The organism is Acinetobacter sp. ME22 (genome assembly GCF_022012315.1).
GTDB lineage: Bacteria > Pseudomonadota > Gammaproteobacteria > Pseudomonadales > Moraxellaceae > Acinetobacter > Acinetobacter brisouii_A.
In genome coordinates, this window is sequence record NZ_JAKLTL010000021.1 from 1 (window position 1) to 17,339 (window position 17,339).

Below are 17,339 nucleotides of genomic sequence, written 5' to 3' on the forward strand. Positions count from 1 at the left end.
ATCAGAAGGCTTGTGTACCACGGCATATCTGGATACGGGTGGAGTCTGGACGATTGGCTATGGCACGATCAAGTACCCAAATGGCCAGGCAGTCAAGAAAGGGGATAGCTGTACACAAGGTCAGGCTGAACTGTGGTTACAGAATGATTGTGAATGGGTGGATCAATGCCTGGATAAATACATCAAGATCCATGTGACTCAAAACCAGTTTGATGCCTTGGCCAGCTTTGTGTACAACGTCGGTGAAACAGCATTTGTCAAAAGCACCTTACTGACACTGCTGAATCAGTCCAACTTTACTGCTGCTGCGAACCAGTTTGACCGTTGGGTATTTGACAATGGTAAGCGAATTCAGGGATTGGTGAATCGTCGGGTGGCTGAAAAAGCTTTGTTTATGGAGCAGTAAGAGATTTTTAAATTTTTACTGTTTAGGGAATATCATAGATTAATCATTGACTTCAAAATGAGACGTTGTAGAAAAATTTAACTGCTTGAGACTCATTTGAGTCTACTACCGCATATAATAGAAATATTATATGCGGTTTTTTATTTGTTTTTAACGTGTATGCTGCACAAATCTATCTTGAAAGGCTTATTCAATACTAATTCTTAGATGTGTGCTCAATCAGGGTAATGCTTTTCTATAAATTCACGAATAAAGTTCTTTTGATCATCATTAAAAACATCGCAATCTTCTTCCCATTGAGAAGAGTCAAATCTAAAAATAAAAAAATCCATATAATAAGGTTTATCTTCACCCGCTGATAGAAAATAGTAGAATGCAGCAGGTAGAAAAAACTTAAAGCCCTCGGAGCTTAAAAGCCAACAGTTTATTCCAAAGTAGTATAAATATTCATAACCTACATCTTTCCATGTTTTGATCCCCTCTTGCGCTCTACTACGTGAACGAATTGCTTCTAAGCCAACTTTACAATAAAATTCAGGCCAATAAGGGGGGCGGTATTTAAGAATTAAGGTTTCTTCTGATAATCCGCGTCGAGATAAGTAATCATCATCAACATCTTCAAAATATCTACGCTCCGAATCCAAAAAATCACATTCAAATAGAGAGTGGTTATCTCCTAATGGGAAAGGTGGGAAAATCTCTTCAAGAAGTTCTTTGATATCTGCTTTCATAATTTATTTTCACATATTTTTATGGCATTTTGAGTATTGATGTAGAGCTTTAACCTAGTGAGTTTGATGGAGAAAGCTTACAATCTTGATTAGCACTAGCTTCAAAGCAATCATTTTTAATGACAAGCTATCCCGATTGCAACCTGATTGCAACTCTGATTTAGCTACATCTATTTATCTACATAATAAATATTATCTATTTTAATAAGAACGTGCCATGAAGCATCGGTGGAGTGAAATCAGGTTTATTCATAACGCAACGAACGCAACAGGTGGTAGGTTTTCATGGGGTGCAATGCTATCATAAGCCCAGCATTTTTGACTATTTTCAGTGTTATGAATCATACCTTGCAACTTTCTTTAGCCTCTGAACAAGATACGCAGCGCTTTGCACATGCCTTGGCTGCCCATTTTTCACAAGGCATCATCTATTTAATTGGTGATTTGGGTGCAGGAAAGACCACACTGACGCGTTACGTATTACAAAAAATTGGACATCAAGGGGCAGTAAAAAGCCCAACGTATACCTTGGTTGAACCTTATCAAATTGGTGAGCGTGCAGTTTTCCATTTTGATTTATATCGCTTAAATGACCCATATGAATTGGAACTTATGGGCATCCGAGATTATCTGGAAACACCCAATGCGCTGTTTATTTTTGAATGGCCGAGCAAAGGTGGAAATGAAATTCCAGATGCGGATTTAACCATTGAAATTCTAAAAAGCGAAGATGATGAAGCTGAACGTACGGTTGTGTTGACCATGTCTGATCAGCAAACGCTAAATCAAATTCAGGGTACATTTAATGTCGGTTGATGCTGCAATTCGGCGTATTCATACGCTTAATCCTGCACTTGCCAACCAAATTGCTGCGGGTGAGGTCATTGAACGTCCTGCATCTGTGGTGAAAGAGCTGCTTGAGAATGCGATTGATGCCCAAGCCACTGAACTGATTATTCGTGTTGCACAGGGCGGAAGTACCCTGATTGAAATCATTGATAATGGTTCAGGGATTCATCCTGAAGATTTACCATTGGCGGTGATGCGCCATGCCACCAGTAAAATTCAGACTTCTGAAGATTTGCAGGCGATTGTCAGTTTAGGCTTTCGTGGTGAAGCACTCGCCTCTATTGCTGCGGTATCGCGTTTAAGCCTGACGAGTAGCCAAGATCAGTCAGGGATTGGGTATCAAGTTGAAGTGAATGGTACGGCATTTGATTCTCAGGAGATCAAACCTGTTGCCAGCAATCAAGGCACACAGATCCGAGTGCAGGATTTATTTTTTAATGTGCCTGCTCGCCGTAAATTCTTAAAAAAACCAAGCACCGAATTTGGTCATATCGAAGAAGTCGTGCGCCGTTTGGCGTTGACACATTTTGATATTCGTTTTGTGCTTGAACATAATGATCAGATTCGTCTCAATTTACCTGTTGCCGATAGTGGAGAACTTCGTTTTCAGCGTGTTCAGCAGCTTTTAGGTCGTTCATTTACCGAAAATGCCTACTGGATTGATGCTGAAAGTATTTCCATGCGTTTAAGTGGCTGGTTGGGGCATCCGTCAGATGCGCGTGCTCAAGCAGATTTGCAATACGTTTATGTGAATGGGCGTATTGTGAAGGATAAAACCATTTCGCATGCACTACGTATGGCATACGATGGGATTTTGCATGGTCATCAACATGCGGGCTATTTACTATTTTTAGAAGTTGAGCCTGAAAATGTTGATGTGAATGTGCATCCGACCAAGCATGAGATTCGTTTTTTAAATCAGCGTGAAGTACATGAATTTGTACGTCATTATGCCAAAGACACCTTAGCTCAGTTCCAAACCGCCAGTGCTGATTTAGCACAAGCCATGAGTCCGTCTGTGGCGTTGGCGCAGCCGAAAGTTCAGGAACAGTTTGTCCTGCATCAATATGCTGAATATGCAGCGAATCAACCACAAGCAGCAGAACCAACGCAGTCCTCTACTACTGAGCTAATGACTGAGTTTCATCAGGCTAAAGTTGAACCTGTGCAATATCAGCGTGCAACGACAGCGAGTTATCAGGCAACTCCGCAAGTCAATAATGCATTAAAAACGTATTTAACGCCGTTACGCCAAGAAGAGTCTGAACAAAATGTACGTGCTTCATCCAATCTTCAAGATGAATATCCTTTGGGAATTGCGATTGCACAGCTACATGGGATTTATATCTTGGCGCAAAATACTCAAGGTCTGATTATTGTGGATATGCACGCAGCCCATGAACGGATTTTGTTGCAGCAAATGAAGCAAGCTTGGGATAAGCCAGAATTTTGGACATCGCAGCAGCTTTTGATTCCTAAAGTGATTTCGATTAGTCGCATGCAAGCCATGCGGATTGATGAGCTTAAACCGCAATTACAGCGTTTGGGATTAGAACTGGATCAGTATGGCGATGAGCAAACGATTGTACGTGGTGTCCCTGCGATTTTACAGAAAGCTGATTTCACCCAATTGATTCCTGAATTACTCAATGATTTAGATCCAAATGACGAAGTGCAGGGGCTACTGCAAAAACGTGATCAACTGCTTGCAGGTATGGCATGTCACGGTGCGGTACGTGCACATCGCCAACTCAGTCTGTCTGAGATGAATGCATTATTGCGTCAGATGGAACAAACCGAATTTGCCAGCCAATGTAATCATGGACGTCCAACATGGCGTGCATTTCCATTGGCTCAACTAGATAAATTATTTGCTCGAGGAGAGTAGCGTTACATGCCAAATACATTGCCCGTCATCAATTTAATGGGCCCAACTGCGAGTGGGAAAACTGCTTTGGCATGTGAGCTGTATGAGCAAGGGAATTTTGAGCTCATTTCTGTCGATTCTGCTTTGGTCTTTCAAGATATGGACATTGGTACAGCCAAGCCAAACAAGGAAGAACAGGTGAAATACCCACATCATCTCATTGATATTATTACGCCTTTACAGGTGTATTCGGCTGCTGAATTTGTTGAAGATGCAACATGCTTGATTGATGAAATTCATGCCAAAGGCAAGATTCCCATTTTGGTTGGTGGTACGATGCTATACTTCAAAGCATTACTTGAAGGATTATCTGATCAGCTTCCAAGTGCAGATCAGCAAGTACGTGACCAAATTGTTGCGCAAGCTGAAGCTTTAGGCTGGGAAAATGTCTATCAAGAATTGTGCCGTGTTGACCCTGAAGCAAGTGCTAAGTTCAAAGTCAGCGATAAACAGCGGATTATTCGTGCTTTAGAGGTTTTTCGTCTAACTGGAACAGCGATTACACAACTCCAAGCACAGCAGCCCAAGAATGTAGCATACCGTTACACATTTCATAATTACGCTTTATTCCCAGATCGGTTAGAATTACACCAAAGAATTGAGCAAAGACTCAATCAAATGTGGGAAATTGGATTTTTAAATGAGGTCGAATCATTAATTGATAAATACGATTTGACCGAAAATATTCCCTCAATGCGTTGTGTTGGATACAGACAGGCGCTCAATTTTTTATTAAATAGTGACAAAAATCACGATAATCAGCGTATAATGCGCGAGCAAGCTCTATTTGCTACAAGACAATTGGCTAAGCGTCAATATACTTGGTTACGTTCATTAAGAGAAAATCACAAATTCACCACTTTTTTGACGTTAAAGCAGGCCCAAGAAGACTTGCGTATCTGTTACAGATAAAGCAAAATTTGCAAACTATCTTTTTTATAAATTTAAAAAATTAAAGATAGTTTTTGCGCTGATTACATTTTTATTTTTTTGGAGTAACGACATGTCTAAAGGTCAAACTTTACAAGATCCTTTTTTGAATTCGCTTCGTAAAGAGCGTATTCCTGTTTCTATCTTTTTAGTAAACGGTATTAAATTGCAAGGTCATATCGAATCTTTTGACCAATATGTGGTTTTATTAAAAAATACAGTAAGCCAAATGGTTTACAAACATGCAATTTCAACAGTTGTTCCAGCACGTAACCCTCGTCCAGCAGGCGCACCTGTGAGCGGTGCTCAAGGTGGCTTTGGCGGTGGTGCTCAAGGTGGCTTTGGTGGTGGTCAACAAGGCGGCTTCGGCGGTCAACAAGGTGGCTTCGGTGGTCAAGGTGGCTTTGGTGGTCAAGGTGGCTTTGGTGGTCAAGGCGGCTTTGGTGGTCAAGGCGGCTTCGGTGGTCAAGGTGGCTTCGGTGGTCAAGGTGGCTTCGGTGGTAACCAAGGTGGCTTTGGCGGTGGTCAAGCATCAGGTTTTGAGAATGATGCAAAATTTGACGATTCACAAGATGATGAAAACAATCGTTAATTTTTGATTTAAAAAAACCCAGCAATTATCGCTGGGTTTTTTTATTTTCAGATAAAAATAACCCGAAATTATTCGGGTTATTTTTTACTTATTGACTATTTTTCTTCTTATCTAGGCTTGGGTCTTTAATATCGACATAAGCATTGGCACGTGTTTCACGTAACCAGCCATCAAGTTCGGTATTAAATTGTTGCTCGCCTAAATATTGGCGAGCCAGACGTTCCTGATATTCTTTTGTCATATCTTGTTGACGAGTATCAAGGACTTGTAGGATATGCCAGCCATATTGTGTTTTAAAGGGTTCGCTGAGTTGTCCTACTGGCGTTGCCTTCATTTTTTCTTCAAATTCGGGAACCATCATTCCAAGGTTGACCCAACCCAAATCACCGCCATTCGCTGCTGATCCAGGATCATTTGAGTAAACTGATGCAAGCGTTTTAAAGTCTTGACCTGCTTTTAAACGAGTATAAATACTGTCAATTTTTTGTTTGGCTTGTTCTTGACTTAACACTTCAGATGGTTGAATCAGAATGTGGCGCACGTGGTACTGCGTCACAATCGCTTTTTGATCACCCGCTTTACGATCAAGAAGTTTAAGAATATGAACACCATCTTGAGCAGGAATAAGTTCACTTGTCTGACCAATGTCAAGACTTGTTACACGTGCAGCAAGCTCTGCAGGAATATCAGACAGATTGCGATAGCCCATATCTGCACCAACCACTTTAATTTCGGCTGTAGAATCTTTTTGACTAATTGCTTTGATATCATTGCTTTGAGAAAGATCTTGTTTTACTTGATCTGCCGCTGCGCGTAAGCTTAGCATGTCATTTTGATTATTGGTCGCTGACACACGAAGATGCAAGATATGTGCTTGACTACCAATAGCAGCTTGTCCTTGAGGTGTTTTTAAGAAGTTTTCAACATCTTGATCACTGATTTTAATACGTGACATGACTTGTTGTTGGCGAAGCTGATTGATAGCAAGCTCTTGACCAATACGGCTACGAACCATCTCGTAAGTGCCAGGTGCTTGGGCATCTAGGCGCTTTTGAAAGTCAGCAAGATTATTCACACCATTTTGTTGTGCATATTTTAAAACAGCATCGTTCAGGGCTGCATCACTTGGTTTTACGCCATAACGTTTTACCAATTCAAGCTGTGCTTGACGTAAGATGATTTGTTCTAAAGCCTGTTGCTGTAAAATTTTTTGTGGTGGAAGAGCTTGTTTTTGTGCCTGTAATTGACGAGCAAGTTCACTTGTCATCTGGTCTAAGTCACTACGTAAAATCGCGCTATTATCAACAACAGCTACAACTTCATCGCTTGTTGAGGCAAACGCTGGAACTGAGCTAGAAATCAGAAGTGCAAGCGCTGTTGCTTTAAAGAAACGGGTCAGTTGTTGGTTCTTCATTCAGATTGTGTCCAAGATTGGTTAGATTTGTTAAAGCCGACAATACGCTGTTCAAGTAAGGAAGCCAGTCTGTTGTTGAAGGCTCCAAGTCCTTTTAATGTAAATTCTGCCATAATCGCATTTTTACGTTTTACATCAGGTTGGGTCACGTCATCAAGATCGTTGTAGTAAGAACGACCATACACAGAAACAGCCCAACAGCATGATTCATAATTGACCCCAAGGAGAATTTCACGAGCTAAGCTGTGATCAAGGTCATACTGAACGTGACCTATAATACGCCAGTTGTCTTTTACAGGTTGTATCAAAGATGCAACAACTTGATCATAAGTGAGCTGGGTGTTATTGACTTCTTTGCGTTTGTAATAGCCTAAGTTATAAATCGTACCTTGTTTGGATGTGTAGTAAGTCTGGAAATTGGCTTGTGAGATCGAGCTATCATCCCATGCCACATTTGAGGCAATGGTAAAGTTGTTGGTAATTTGGCTTGATAATGACAAGACAGGATCTGACTGTTTATTCGTTTGAATTGTGTCATCATCATCCAAAGTGACTTTTCGATCAGAGAAATAAAAACTTTTCCCGACTGCAGCTTTTAAGCGCTCTAAACCTTCTTGGTCAAATAAACTATAGCTTACTCCAAGTGACATAAAATTATTGTCATCTAGGCGGTCATGTCCATAAAAACGATATGGGCTAAACAATTGATCATAACTGACTGAAGCTGTAGTCGTATCAAAGTTTGGATAACCTGTCTGATTTTTATAAGGCGCGTAAGCATAGAATAAACGAGGTGTTAAGGTTTGTAGATATTTACCTTCTTTTTCAAAATTTAAGCCTGTATCCAATGTAAATTGTGGTACGACAACGGTTTTATTTTCAGAGCCACCTGGATTTTGTGCTTGAGAGTTTTGATCATAAAAATAATTTAGGCTGCGTACAGAAGCTTCCGGAATCACAAATGCCCAAGGTGTACGATAGTTATAGCGGACAGCAGCTGAGTTATATAGACGTGTTCCACTTTCTGCTAAAGCACTACCATCATTAATGTCTTTTTGGAAATAAGCACTATCATTATGATACTCAAATTGCCAGCCTTGAGGATTCTGAGTGGTATAGTTTAGTAAGAATTGTGGTAAACGTGAATAAGGCTTATCTGAGTCTGAAATGGTTTTATCTAAAGTTTGATAAGTTTCAACCTTTAAGCTTGCATCTAGTCCCGGGATTTTATTTGCAAACGTGATTTGGGCGAGACGTTTTTGGTTCAAATCTGTCGAAATATTGGGATCGTTTTTAATGTCATCAATATAGTCAATATCAGATAAATAGTTATATTCAAAATTTGCAGTTAGATAAGGATTAATTGTCCAATCATGGGTAATTCGTAGGGCTTTACGGTCTTGATCGTCATAGTCTGGATCATTGGGTAAATAGCCACCAGAAATTGTTCCTTCACCAAAATTTGCAGTTTTGTAATTAAACTCACCCTCAAGCATTGCACCATGCGTACCTAAGTAACGAGGCGTTAGGGTCATATCATAGTTTGGCGCAAGATTGAGATAGACAGGCAATGAAATCTGGAAGCCTTCACTACTTGACCAACCAAAGGTTGGTGTTAATAAGCCTGTGGTGCGACGGTCATCAATTGGGAAGTTATAGTAGGGTAGATAAGCAACGGGAACATTTTTAACATATAGTGTTGCATCACGTGTTGTTCCACGACCTGACTCTTGATCCAGTTCGATTTTTTTGGCTTGAATATGCCAGTCAGGTGTTTTACCTGGAGCGCAGGCTGTATAGCTGGCATTTTCTAAAATGGTTTTAGAACTGGATGCTCGTTGAATGTTTTGGGCATGACCATGTGCATGAGTTTGTTCAGCAATAAAGAAACTATCACTTAAATTACCTGTTTGTTCTTTAAGGTTATAATCTACTTTTTGGCTTTGAGAGACCAAGCCATTTTGAGCGAGTTGCACATTACCTTGAGCATGTGCGATGGTTTGAGTTTTATCAATCGTGACATTTTCTGCACGAACTTGGCGACCTTCTTGATCAATGATCACATTGCCTTTTAGTTCAGATTCACCATTTGGATCATAAAGTCCATAGTCAGCCGTGATGTTTGTTGTTGTGTTATTGGGATCGGGTGCTTTGGTGTTTGGTTGAATTGGTGTGACCCAAACCCCTTGGCAATAAGGTGAAAATTGAGCGTTTGGTGCGTGCTCTTTTGCTTCAGGGCTATCCTTGCTGACATAGTATTGTTGGAAAAAATTCTGCCCAGGATAGCTTTCATTGAGCTGCTGCTTGAGCTGTTGATTGTCCACAGAAGATACGGCATCCGAAGATGCAGCATAGCTTGATTGTATCGAACTGCCACACAAGAGTGTCAAAATTGCAGTTGCTAAGGGATTAAATCTAAACTGTTGCTTCATGTGTCTCTTTAACCAAGTATGCTTTTTTGCAATTAATTATTGTCGCATCATAGAGAAAAAGTCTATAAGTGGCTACACTTAGGACTTCAAAAATTCAGCCTGTATTAGATTATTTTGCAAATGAATACACAACGTGAACAATTGATAGAAACATGGTTAACGACTGTCCTTCGTTCGGATCGATTTGAAATCAGCTATTTAGCAGGCGATGCAAGTTTCCGTCGTTATGCACGCGTTACCTTAGATCATAAATCATTTATGCTCATGGATGCACCACCTGAAAAAGAAGATTGTGCTCCATTTGTCCGTATTGATGAGTTTTTAGATCAGCATCAGGTACGTGTTCCACATATCGTTGCAAAAGATTTAGACACAGGCTTTTTGTTGCTTGAAGACTTTGGTGATGTGCTGTTATCCACTTTATTAAATGCAGATACAGTCGATCATTATTATTTACAAAGCTTTAAACAGTTGATTCAACTACAAGCGATAGATGGTACGCAGCAATTGCCTGCATATTCTTATGATAAGCTAATGACGGAAATGCGCTTATTGACTGACTGGATGTTTCCAGCGCTCAATATTCAGTTATCTGAAGCTGAACAGACATTGGTTGAACAGACATTCGATGCGTTGGCAAAAGCCGCATTAAACCAACCGCAAGTGATTGTGCATCGTGATTTTCATAGCCGTAACTTGATGCAATTAGACAATGAAACCGATCTTGGTGTGATTGATTTTCAGGATGCCGTGATTGGTGCGGATACTTACGATCTGATCTCAATCACCCGTGATGCTTATGTGCAGTGGTCACCTGAGCATGTTTATCAGTGGTTTGAACAATTCTATAATTTACTTCCTGAAGTCGCTAAACAAAATCGTAGCTTTGAACAGTTCAAACGCGATGCTGATTTTATGGCATTACAACGTCACATTAAAATTTTAGGCATCTTTGTGCGTTTGTTTGAGCGTGATGGTAAGTCGGGTTATTTGAAAGATTTGCCACGTGTGATGTGGTATGTACTCACTGAAAGCCAAGCCTATCCAGAATTGGCTGAGTTCATTGCATTTATGCAACAACGTGTAATGCCAAGTTTTACTGAGAAATATGGTCAGTATCAGGAAGTCTCTGCATGAAAGCCATGATTTTAGCAGCAGGTTTAGGGAATCGGATGCGTCCCTTAACCTTGCATACACCGAAGCCATTGCTTGAAGTCGCCGACAAACCTTTAATCGTGTGGCACATTGAAAAATTGCAAAAAATTGGTGTGACTGAAATTGTCATCAATACCGCATGGTTGGCAGAGAAGCTGATTGCTGCGTTAGGCACAGGCGAACAGTTTGGGGTCACGATTCACTGGTCAAATGAAGGTGAGGGCTTGGAGACAGCGGGTGGCATTATTCGCGCTTTGCCTTTCTTGGGTGACAAACCATTTATTTTAGTGAATGGTGATGTGTGGACGAATTATGATTTTGCACCGCTACTCAATATTGAGCTAGGACAAAATCTTGCATATTTAATGTTGGTCGATAATCCAATTCAGCATCCTCAGGGAGATTTTGTTCTATATGCGCAAAAGGCGTATACTTTTGAGCAAAATCAGCAGGGTGAAGCCTTAACTTATAGTGGTATTGCAGTGATTTCGCCTGAAATGTTCCAAAATTTACCTGATGGCAAACGTCCTTTAGCGCCTTTATTGAAGGATGCGATGTTACAAGGGCGTGTTGCAGCTGGAAAATTATCTGCTGCGTGGGTTGATGTCGGAACACCTGAACGTTTAGCCGATCTTGATCGACAAATTCGTCAGGGACAATATGCTTAAATGAGTATTCACTAAGCATTTTACCCTATGCTTTGGCAGATAAATCAGTATACTTCACCTAATTTTAACGGACGAGTTTTGACATGCATCTTTTTTTTCAGGAATTAAAACAAGGCAGTAAGGCATTAGGGCTTGACCTGAATGAAAATGCCTTGAATCTATTGTTGAAATATCAAGATGCACTGGTGTTGTGGAATAAAGCCTACAACCTGACTGCAATTCGTGATCCCAAAGAGATGCTAGTGAAGCATCTGCTTGATAGTTTAAGTATTTTAACTTCTTTGCCAGAAGGTCGGTTATTGGATATTGGCACAGGTGGTGGCATGCCGGGCATGATCATTGCGTTATGTCAACCTGAGCGTGAGTGTGTATTACTCGATTCAAATGGCAAAAAAATTCGTTTCTTGAAGCAATTTATTGCTGATTTAAAACTGCCAAATGTCACTGCTGTGCAAACGCGTGTGGAAAATGAAGACAGCATTCGTGAACTTGGAACATTTGATGTGATTACCAGTCGCGCATTTGCCTCATTGACTGACTTTATTGAAGCATCAAAACCATATATGCATACAGGTAGTTATATTTGTGCCATGAAAGGCTTAATTCCAAATGAAGAAGTTACTGAATATTCAAAAGAATTTAAAACACAAATTATTGAGCTAAAAGTGCCGCGTTTAGACGAACAACGTCATTTGATTATTTTGCAGAAAAATTAATAGGATTGGGGTTTTAACATGGCTCAGATTATTGCGATTGCAAACCAGAAAGGTGGGGTCGGTAAAACAACAACCGCAGTCAATTTGGCAGCATCTTTGGCAGTCCTGAAAAAGCGCGTCTTGCTGGTGGATATGGATCCTCAGGGCAATGCCACCATGGGGTCTGGGGTACAAAAAAATGACTTGCTTTACTCAATCACTGATGTATTGCTTGGCGAAGTTCCAATTGAAACGGCGATCAGTAAAACAGAAGTCGGTTATAAACTGTTAGGGGCAAACCGAGATTTGTCAGGGGTTGAGCTGGCGATTGCAGAACAGAAGCAGCGTGAATTTATTTTACGTGATGCTTTGCAAAGTATTGAAGCTTCTTTTGACTTTATTATTGTGGATTGTGCGCCAAGTCTGAGCTTAATTACAGTCAATGCTTTGGCAGCGGTACAAGGTGTGATTATTCCAATGCAATGCGAATATTATGCACTGGAAGGTTTGGCTGATTTGACTCAAACGATTGATCGTATTCAGCAGGCGCTTAATCCGCAATTACAAATCATTGGCGTGTTGCGTACCATGTACGATGCCCGCAACGCATTAACTCGTGATGTTTCTTCAGAGCTTGAGCAGTATTTTGGTTCAAAACTCTATGAAACTGTGATTCCTCGTAATATCCGTTTAGCTGAAGCGCCAGCACACGGATTACCTGTGATTTTCTTTGAAAAGAATTCTAAAGGTGCAGTTGCTTACTTGAAAATGGCAACTGAATTAATGAAAAAGACCAAAGTCAAAAAAGGACAGTCAGCATGAGCGTAAGAAAACGCGGTTTAGCAAAAGGGCGCGGTTTAGACGCTTTGCTTGGTTCGATTCAAAAAGAAAAACTCAAAATCGAACAGCAATCTCATGATCATGGTCAATTTAAAAATATTGATGTCAATCTATTAAAACGTGGGGAATATCAGCCTCGCCGTTTTATGAATGAAGAAGCACTACAAGAGTTAGCCGCTTCAATTGAAAAACATGGTGTCATGCAGCCAATTGTGATTCGTCCTGTCGATGATGAACGCTATCCGTATGAAATTATTGCAGGTGAACGTCGTTGGCGTGCAGCACAACTTGCAGGATTGACCGAAATTCCTGCAATTGTACGTGACCTGAATGATCAGGTTGCGATTGCTTTGGCATTGATTGAAAATATTCAGCGCCAAGATTTAAATCCGATTGATCAAGCAATGGCATTGCAACGTTTCCATGATGAGTTTGGTCTAAGTCATCAGGAAATTGCCGATACAGTTGGTAAAGCACGCACAACGATTAGTAACTTGTTGCGTTTATTGACGCTGGCTGAGCCTGTCAAAGAATTAATGCAAAATGGCATTTTAGACATGGGGCATGCCCGTGCAATTTTGACATTAAAAGCAAAAGATCAAGAACGTATCGCTGATGTTGTGATTGAGAAGAGCTTGTCAGTTCGACAAACTGAACAGCTGGTTCGTGATTTTAATGCACCAAAAACCGAAAAATCCAAAGCTGAGCCATCTCCCGATTTAGAGCAATTAACGCAAAGACTTTCTGAGCGTTTCAATGCCAATGTACACATTGATCATAACCAGCAGGGTAAAGGTAAGTTGGTCATTCATTATCATTCACTTGATGAACTAGATGGCATTTTAAATATTTGTTTGGCAAATAATGAATAATATTTGGGGTTAGAATAATGTGGGAACTCTTTAAAGCAGGTGGTTGGCTTATGCTGCCACTTGTGTTGTGTTCGGTATTTACCGTTGCCATTAGTATTGAGCGTTTTGTTCGCTTGCGCCGTGCATCAGTTCTGCCAAAAGATTTGACAGTAACTGCACAAACTGAAGTACAACAGATTGCTCAACTCTTGCAGCAAGATTCAAAAATGACCCAGTCTGCTTTGGGTCAGGTCTTATTTGCAGGCTTAAGTGTTAAGCAAGAAAATGACCAGTTTGCTCGCGCACAAATGGAAGCAGCAGCATCACAAGAAATTCATTATTTAGAAAAAAATATTAATTTTCTTGGAACAATTAGTGCGATTTCTCCATTACTTGGCTTACTTGGTACAGTGATTGGGATTATCGAATCATTTCTAGTGATCGATGTTGGTTCAAATGTAAGCCCAACCCTGATGATTCCGGGAATCTCAAAAGCCTTAATTACCACAGCAATGGGGATGGTGGTTGCAATTCCTGCTTTAATTGCCTATCGCTATTTTCAGCGTGTGGTTCAAGAATATGTGGCTGAGTTGGAACAGCAGGCAACGCTTTTTCATGCCAAGCTTTTTTATCAACGTCAAAAAAAGCATGATTATGACCGAGCCAAGGATGTCGCATGAAATTCAGAAGAGCTTCGCGCGTTGAGGAAATTCACATCAATTTAACCCCAATGATTGACTGTTTGTTATTCATTTTGGTGTTTTTACTGTTGTCAACGACGTTTTATCAGCAAAGCCGTATTAATCTGACTTTACCCGACGCACAGGGCGTTCCACCAAAACAGTACGATCATAAAATTGAAGTCATGGTAGACTCAAGCGGCCATTATTCTGTGAATGGGCAGGCGCTTGCCAGTCAAGATACTGCTGACTTATCAATGGCAGTAAAACAGGCTGCCGATGGACGACGTGATTTGATGTTTGTGATTGCTGCGGATGCCAAAGCAACCCATCAAGATGTTGTACGTGTGATGGATGTTGCAGGACAACTTGGTTTTGTCAACATTAATATTAGTACCAAAGCACCAACTCGAGGTTATGAGTGAACCAAGACCTGAAAGTTTATCTTCGTCTACTGACTTATTTAAAACCCTATGGGGGATATGCATTACTGGTCTTGATTGGTTTTGCATTAAGTGCCAGTACAGAAGTTTCGATTGCTAAGCTTCTTGAGTTTGTGATTAATGCAATCCAAACTCAAAATACCCAGCAAACAGCACTATTTCCATTTTTGGTTGTTTTATTGATTTTTGTTCGTGGCGTCGGGTCTTTTCTTGGTGATTACTATTCGGCTGTGATTTCACGCCATTTGGTTTTTCGGATGCGGCAGCAGGTATTTGCAAAGTTATTGCGCTTACCCTCAAATTACTATCTGAAAAATTCAAGTGGTCATATTACATCTAAAATTTTATATAACATTGAACAAGTGACTGCTGCTTCTTCTGAATCTGTACAGATTTTGTTGAAAGAAGGGCTGACAGTGATTGGTCTATTGGGCTATCTGTTTTATCAAAACTGGAAGCTCTCGATTATTATTTTGGTATTTGCACCGATCATTGGTTTTGTTGTGCGTAAAGCCGCTAAGCGTATGCGTAAGTTGTCAACGCAAGTGCAAGACACCATGGGTGATGTTAACCATGTGGTTCAAGAGTCAATCTTGGGGCAGGCTGTTGTAAAAGGTTTTTGTGCGCAAGAGTTAGAGCAGCAACGTTTATATGATCGCTCTAGTGATAACTTAAAACGTGGTTTAAAGCTACATATTGTGAATGTGTTAAACACCCCTATCGTGCAGTTAATCATGTCGATTGCGATGGCAATTATCATGTGGATTGCGCTACGTCCTGAAATTTTGGGGGATACATCTTCAGCTCAGTTTGTTGCATTTATTACAGCTGCGGGGATGCTCAGTAAGCCGATTAAAAATCTCACTACAGTCAATGAAAAATTGCAGCGTGGTTTGGCTGCGGCTCATTCGGTATTTGACTTGCTTGATATGCAGGAAGAAGAAAATACAGGCACTCAAAAACCACAGTTGAAAGGCAACATTTGCTTTGAGCATGCAAACTTAGTTTATCCAGATGGTTCACATGCGATTCATGATTTAAATTTGCAAGTGAAATCAGGTCAAACAGTCGCATTGGTTGGGCGTTCTGGTGCAGGAAAGACCTCATTGGTGAATCTATTGGTGCGTTTTCAATCTATCCAGTCAGGAAAAATTTTACTGGATGATCTTCCAATCGAACAGATCGAACTGGATTGTCTGCGCAGTCAGATTTCAATGGTGAATCAGCAAGTTGTATTGTTTGATCGAAGTGTGCGTGACAATATTGCCTATGGTCAGTTGCAAGATGCCACAGATGAGCAGGTTATTGCGGCAGCAAAAGCTGCATATGCACATGACTTTATTATGCAATTGCCACAGGGTTATAACACGGTATTGGGTGCTCAGGGTTTAACTTTGTCAGGTGGTCAACGTCAACGTATCGCAATTGCCCGTGCAATTTTGAAAAATGCGCCGATTTTAATTTTAGATGAAGCCACGAGTGCACTTGATAACGAATCTGAGCATTTTATTCAAAAAGCCTTTGAAAAAGCCATGCAACAGCGAACAACTATTGTGATTGCGCATCGTTTATCCACCATTGAAAATGCAGATATGATTGTTGTCATGGATAAAGGTCGCATTTTAGAACAAGGCTCGCATACTGAGTTGTTGGCAAAACGAGGTGCATATTTCCAGTTGCATCAACGTAATTTTGAGGAATGATCAATGGGCGTGGCACAACAAATCCAAGAGGCTTGGAATAAGCAATCTCGCTGGTTGATGCTATTACGCCCATTGTCTTGTTTATATCGTTGTGGATTTCAACTCAACAAACAGCTATACCGCACGGGTCTCAAGAAAACCTATCATGCAACTGTTCCTGTGATGGTGATTGGGAATATTACAGTCGGCGGTAGTGGAAAAACGCCTTTACTCATTCAGTTGGTCAAATTTTTACAGCAACATAACATTCGTGTAGGTGTTATTAGTCGTGGTTATGGGGGAACAGGTCCTTTCCCTGCACTGGTTTTGCCTGATTCTTCGGCCGATTGTGTGGGCGATGAACCTTGTCTGATTGTACAAAATACACATGTACCTATGGCTGTAGGACCAGATCGTCAACAGGCGATTGAATTGCTGCTTCAACATCAGGCTCTAGATCTGATTATTAGTGATGATGGTTTACAGCACTGGGCATTGGCACGGCAACTGGAGTGGATTGTACTCGACAATAATCGTGGTTTAGGCAATCAGAAACTTCTGCCAGAAGGTTATTTGCGTGAACCTGTTAGTCGTTTACAGGGAGCAACGGTGATAGAACACTCTGCAAAACCAACAGCGAAAACACATATGCATTTGCAGGTGGGGCAGCCTTATTTACTCAATCAGGCGACTGAACAGACCAAGCCTTTTGATTCAACGCTGCATTATCATGCTGTTGTTGGGATTGGTTATCCTCAGCGTTTTTATGACAGCCTAAAGAGTATTGGATTAGATCATTTTAAGAAGCATGAATTTGCTGATCATTATGCCTATGAGTGGTCAGATTTACAGTTTGATGATACTGCACCGATGATTACCACAGAAAAGGATGCAGTTAAAATCAAAATGCTACTGCAACAACAAACCATCACCATTGATCGTGATATTTGGGTGTTGCCTGTAGAAGCAGTTTTATCCGCTGCATGTTACAGTTTATTAGAAGATCAATTACGACAATTGAACATCAATATTACAAAGGTCTGA

Annotated in this window: 17 protein-coding genes; 14 read left to right on the top strand and 3 right to left on the bottom strand. The window is 40.6% G+C overall.

Annotated elements, in window-relative coordinates:
• A partial coding sequence (locus LVY74_RS16475; RefSeq protein ID WP_237815965.1) for a lysozyme occupies positions 1-406 on the top strand: 406 nt, incomplete at its 5' end.
• A gap of 215 nt (positions 407-621) precedes the next feature.
• Here LVY74_RS16475 and LVY74_RS16480 read toward each other — a convergent pair.
• A complete protein-coding gene (locus tag LVY74_RS16480) occupies positions 622-1,137 on the bottom strand; it encodes a hypothetical protein (protein WP_237815966.1) in 516 nt (171 codons plus the stop codon).
• Between the two features lie 336 nt (positions 1,138-1,473).
• On the opposite strand from LVY74_RS16480, the gene tsaE reads away from it, so the two are divergent.
• From tsaE to hfq, 4 genes are all read left to right on the top strand, one after another.
• On the top strand, positions 1,474-1,953 hold the full coding sequence (gene tsaE, locus LVY74_RS16485; protein WP_237815967.1) for a tRNA (adenosine(37)-N6)-threonylcarbamoyltransferase complex ATPase subunit type 1 TsaE: 480 nt from the start codon (positions 1,474-1,476) through the stop codon (positions 1,951-1,953).
• A complete protein-coding gene (mutL, locus tag LVY74_RS16490) occupies positions 1,943-3,874 on the top strand; it encodes a DNA mismatch repair endonuclease MutL (protein WP_237815968.1) in 1,932 nt (643 codons plus the stop codon). Before tsaE ends, mutL begins: the two co-directional genes overlap by 11 nt.
• Before the next feature lie 6 nt (positions 3,875-3,880).
• The gene (miaA, locus tag LVY74_RS16495) at positions 3,881-4,825 is read left to right on the top strand and encodes a tRNA (adenosine(37)-N6)-dimethylallyltransferase MiaA (RefSeq protein ID WP_237815969.1); all 945 of its coding nucleotides are present in this window, start codon (positions 3,881-3,883) and stop codon (positions 4,823-4,825) included.
• Positions 4,826-4,916: 91 nt separating this feature from the next.
• Positions 4,917-5,435 (top strand): RNA chaperone Hfq, encoded by a 519-nt coding sequence (hfq, locus tag LVY74_RS16500; RefSeq protein ID WP_237815970.1) that lies wholly within the window; start codon positions 4,917-4,919, stop codon positions 5,433-5,435.
• 88 nt (positions 5,436-5,523) lie between these two features.
• Here hfq and LVY74_RS16505 read toward each other — a convergent pair whose 3' ends face one another.
• Together LVY74_RS16505 and lptD are read right to left on the bottom strand one after the other, a co-directional pair.
• Positions 5,524-6,849 (bottom strand): peptidylprolyl isomerase, encoded by a 1,326-nt coding sequence (locus LVY74_RS16505; RefSeq protein ID WP_237815971.1) that lies wholly within the window; start codon positions 6,847-6,849, stop codon positions 5,524-5,526.
• Entirely contained in the window at positions 6,846-9,281 is a 2,436-nt protein-coding gene (gene lptD / locus LVY74_RS16510; protein WP_237815972.1) for an LPS-assembly protein LptD, read from the bottom strand. Before lptD ends, LVY74_RS16505 begins: the two co-directional genes overlap by 4 nt.
• A gap of 120 nt (positions 9,282-9,401) precedes the next feature.
• On the opposite strand from lptD, the gene LVY74_RS16515 reads away from it, so the two are divergent.
• The 9 genes from LVY74_RS16515 (at position 9,402) to lpxK (ending at position 17,339) form a co-directional block, all read left to right on the top strand.
• Positions 9,402-10,418, top strand: coding sequence for an aminoglycoside phosphotransferase family protein (locus tag LVY74_RS16515; RefSeq protein WP_237815973.1), 1,017 nt, complete (start codon positions 9,402-9,404; stop codon positions 10,416-10,418).
• On the top strand, positions 10,415-11,104 hold the full coding sequence (gene murU / locus LVY74_RS16520) for an N-acetylmuramate alpha-1-phosphate uridylyltransferase MurU (RefSeq protein ID WP_237815974.1): 690 nt from the start codon (positions 10,415-10,417) through the stop codon (positions 11,102-11,104). The genes LVY74_RS16515 and murU overlap by 4 nt, the downstream gene beginning before the upstream one ends.
• An 83-nt stretch (positions 11,105-11,187) precedes the next feature.
• The gene (gene rsmG, locus LVY74_RS16525; RefSeq protein WP_151710387.1) at positions 11,188-11,820 is read left to right on the top strand and encodes a 16S rRNA (guanine(527)-N(7))-methyltransferase RsmG; all 633 of its coding nucleotides are present in this window, start codon (positions 11,188-11,190) and stop codon (positions 11,818-11,820) included.
• Positions 11,821-11,838: 18 nt separating this feature from the next.
• Entirely contained in the window at positions 11,839-12,621 is a 783-nt protein-coding gene (locus LVY74_RS16530; protein WP_237815975.1) for a ParA family protein, read from the top strand.
• Positions 12,618-13,511 carry a ParB/RepB/Spo0J family partition protein gene (locus LVY74_RS16535; protein WP_237815976.1) on the top strand — a complete coding sequence of 298 codons (894 nt, stop codon included), beginning with the start codon at positions 12,618-12,620 and terminating at the stop codon, positions 13,509-13,511. Before LVY74_RS16530 ends, LVY74_RS16535 begins: the two co-directional genes overlap by 4 nt.
• Positions 13,512-13,528: 17 nt before the next feature.
• Complete coding sequence (locus tag LVY74_RS16540; RefSeq protein ID WP_237815977.1) at positions 13,529-14,170, top strand: MotA/TolQ/ExbB proton channel family protein; 642 nt, start codon at positions 13,529-13,531, stop codon at positions 14,168-14,170.
• Positions 14,167-14,595 carry an ExbD/TolR family protein gene (locus LVY74_RS16545; RefSeq protein WP_237815978.1) on the top strand — a complete coding sequence of 143 codons (429 nt, stop codon included), beginning with the start codon at positions 14,167-14,169 and terminating at the stop codon, positions 14,593-14,595. The genes LVY74_RS16540 and LVY74_RS16545 overlap by 4 nt, the downstream gene beginning before the upstream one ends.
• Positions 14,592-16,316, top strand: coding sequence for a lipid A export permease/ATP-binding protein MsbA (gene msbA / locus LVY74_RS16550; RefSeq protein ID WP_237815979.1), 1,725 nt, complete (start codon positions 14,592-14,594; stop codon positions 16,314-16,316). Before LVY74_RS16545 ends, msbA begins: the two co-directional genes overlap by 4 nt.
• Positions 16,317-16,319: 3 nt before the next feature.
• The gene (gene lpxK, locus LVY74_RS16555; protein WP_237815980.1) at positions 16,320-17,339 is read left to right on the top strand and encodes a tetraacyldisaccharide 4'-kinase; all 1,020 of its coding nucleotides are present in this window, start codon (positions 16,320-16,322) and stop codon (positions 17,337-17,339) included.

Bases quoted from the DNA above. Each gene is read 5' to 3' on its own strand.
- LVY74_RS16480 (WP_237815966.1), bottom strand. From the start codon at position 1,137: ATGAAAGCAGATATCAAAGAACTTCTTGAAGAGATTTTCCCACCTTTC.
- tsaE (WP_237815967.1), top strand. From the start codon at position 1,474: ATGAATCATACCTTGCAACTTTCTTTAGCCTCTGAACAAGATACGCAG.
- mutL (WP_237815968.1), top strand. From the start codon at position 1,943: ATGTCGGTTGATGCTGCAATTCGGCGTATTCATACGCTTAATCCTGCA.
- miaA (WP_237815969.1), top strand. From the start codon at position 3,881: ATGCCAAATACATTGCCCGTCATCAATTTAATGGGCCCAACTGCGAGT.
- hfq (WP_237815970.1), top strand. From the start codon at position 4,917: ATGTCTAAAGGTCAAACTTTACAAGATCCTTTTTTGAATTCGCTTCGT.
- LVY74_RS16505 (WP_237815971.1), bottom strand. From the start codon at position 6,849: ATGAAGAACCAACAACTGACCCGTTTCTTTAAAGCAACAGCGCTTGCA.
- lptD (WP_237815972.1), bottom strand. From the start codon at position 9,281: ATGAAGCAACAGTTTAGATTTAATCCCTTAGCAACTGCAATTTTGACA.
- LVY74_RS16515 (WP_237815973.1), top strand. From the start codon at position 9,402: ATGAATACACAACGTGAACAATTGATAGAAACATGGTTAACGACTGTC.
- murU (WP_237815974.1), top strand. From the start codon at position 10,415: ATGAAAGCCATGATTTTAGCAGCAGGTTTAGGGAATCGGATGCGTCCC.
- rsmG (WP_151710387.1), top strand. From the start codon at position 11,188: ATGCATCTTTTTTTTCAGGAATTAAAACAAGGCAGTAAGGCATTAGGG.
- LVY74_RS16530 (WP_237815975.1), top strand. From the start codon at position 11,839: ATGGCTCAGATTATTGCGATTGCAAACCAGAAAGGTGGGGTCGGTAAA.
- LVY74_RS16535 (WP_237815976.1), top strand. From the start codon at position 12,618: ATGAGCGTAAGAAAACGCGGTTTAGCAAAAGGGCGCGGTTTAGACGCT.
- LVY74_RS16540 (WP_237815977.1), top strand. From the start codon at position 13,529: ATGTGGGAACTCTTTAAAGCAGGTGGTTGGCTTATGCTGCCACTTGTG.
- LVY74_RS16545 (WP_237815978.1), top strand. From the start codon at position 14,167: ATGAAATTCAGAAGAGCTTCGCGCGTTGAGGAAATTCACATCAATTTA.
- lpxK (WP_237815980.1), top strand. From the start codon at position 16,320: ATGGGCGTGGCACAACAAATCCAAGAGGCTTGGAATAAGCAATCTCGC.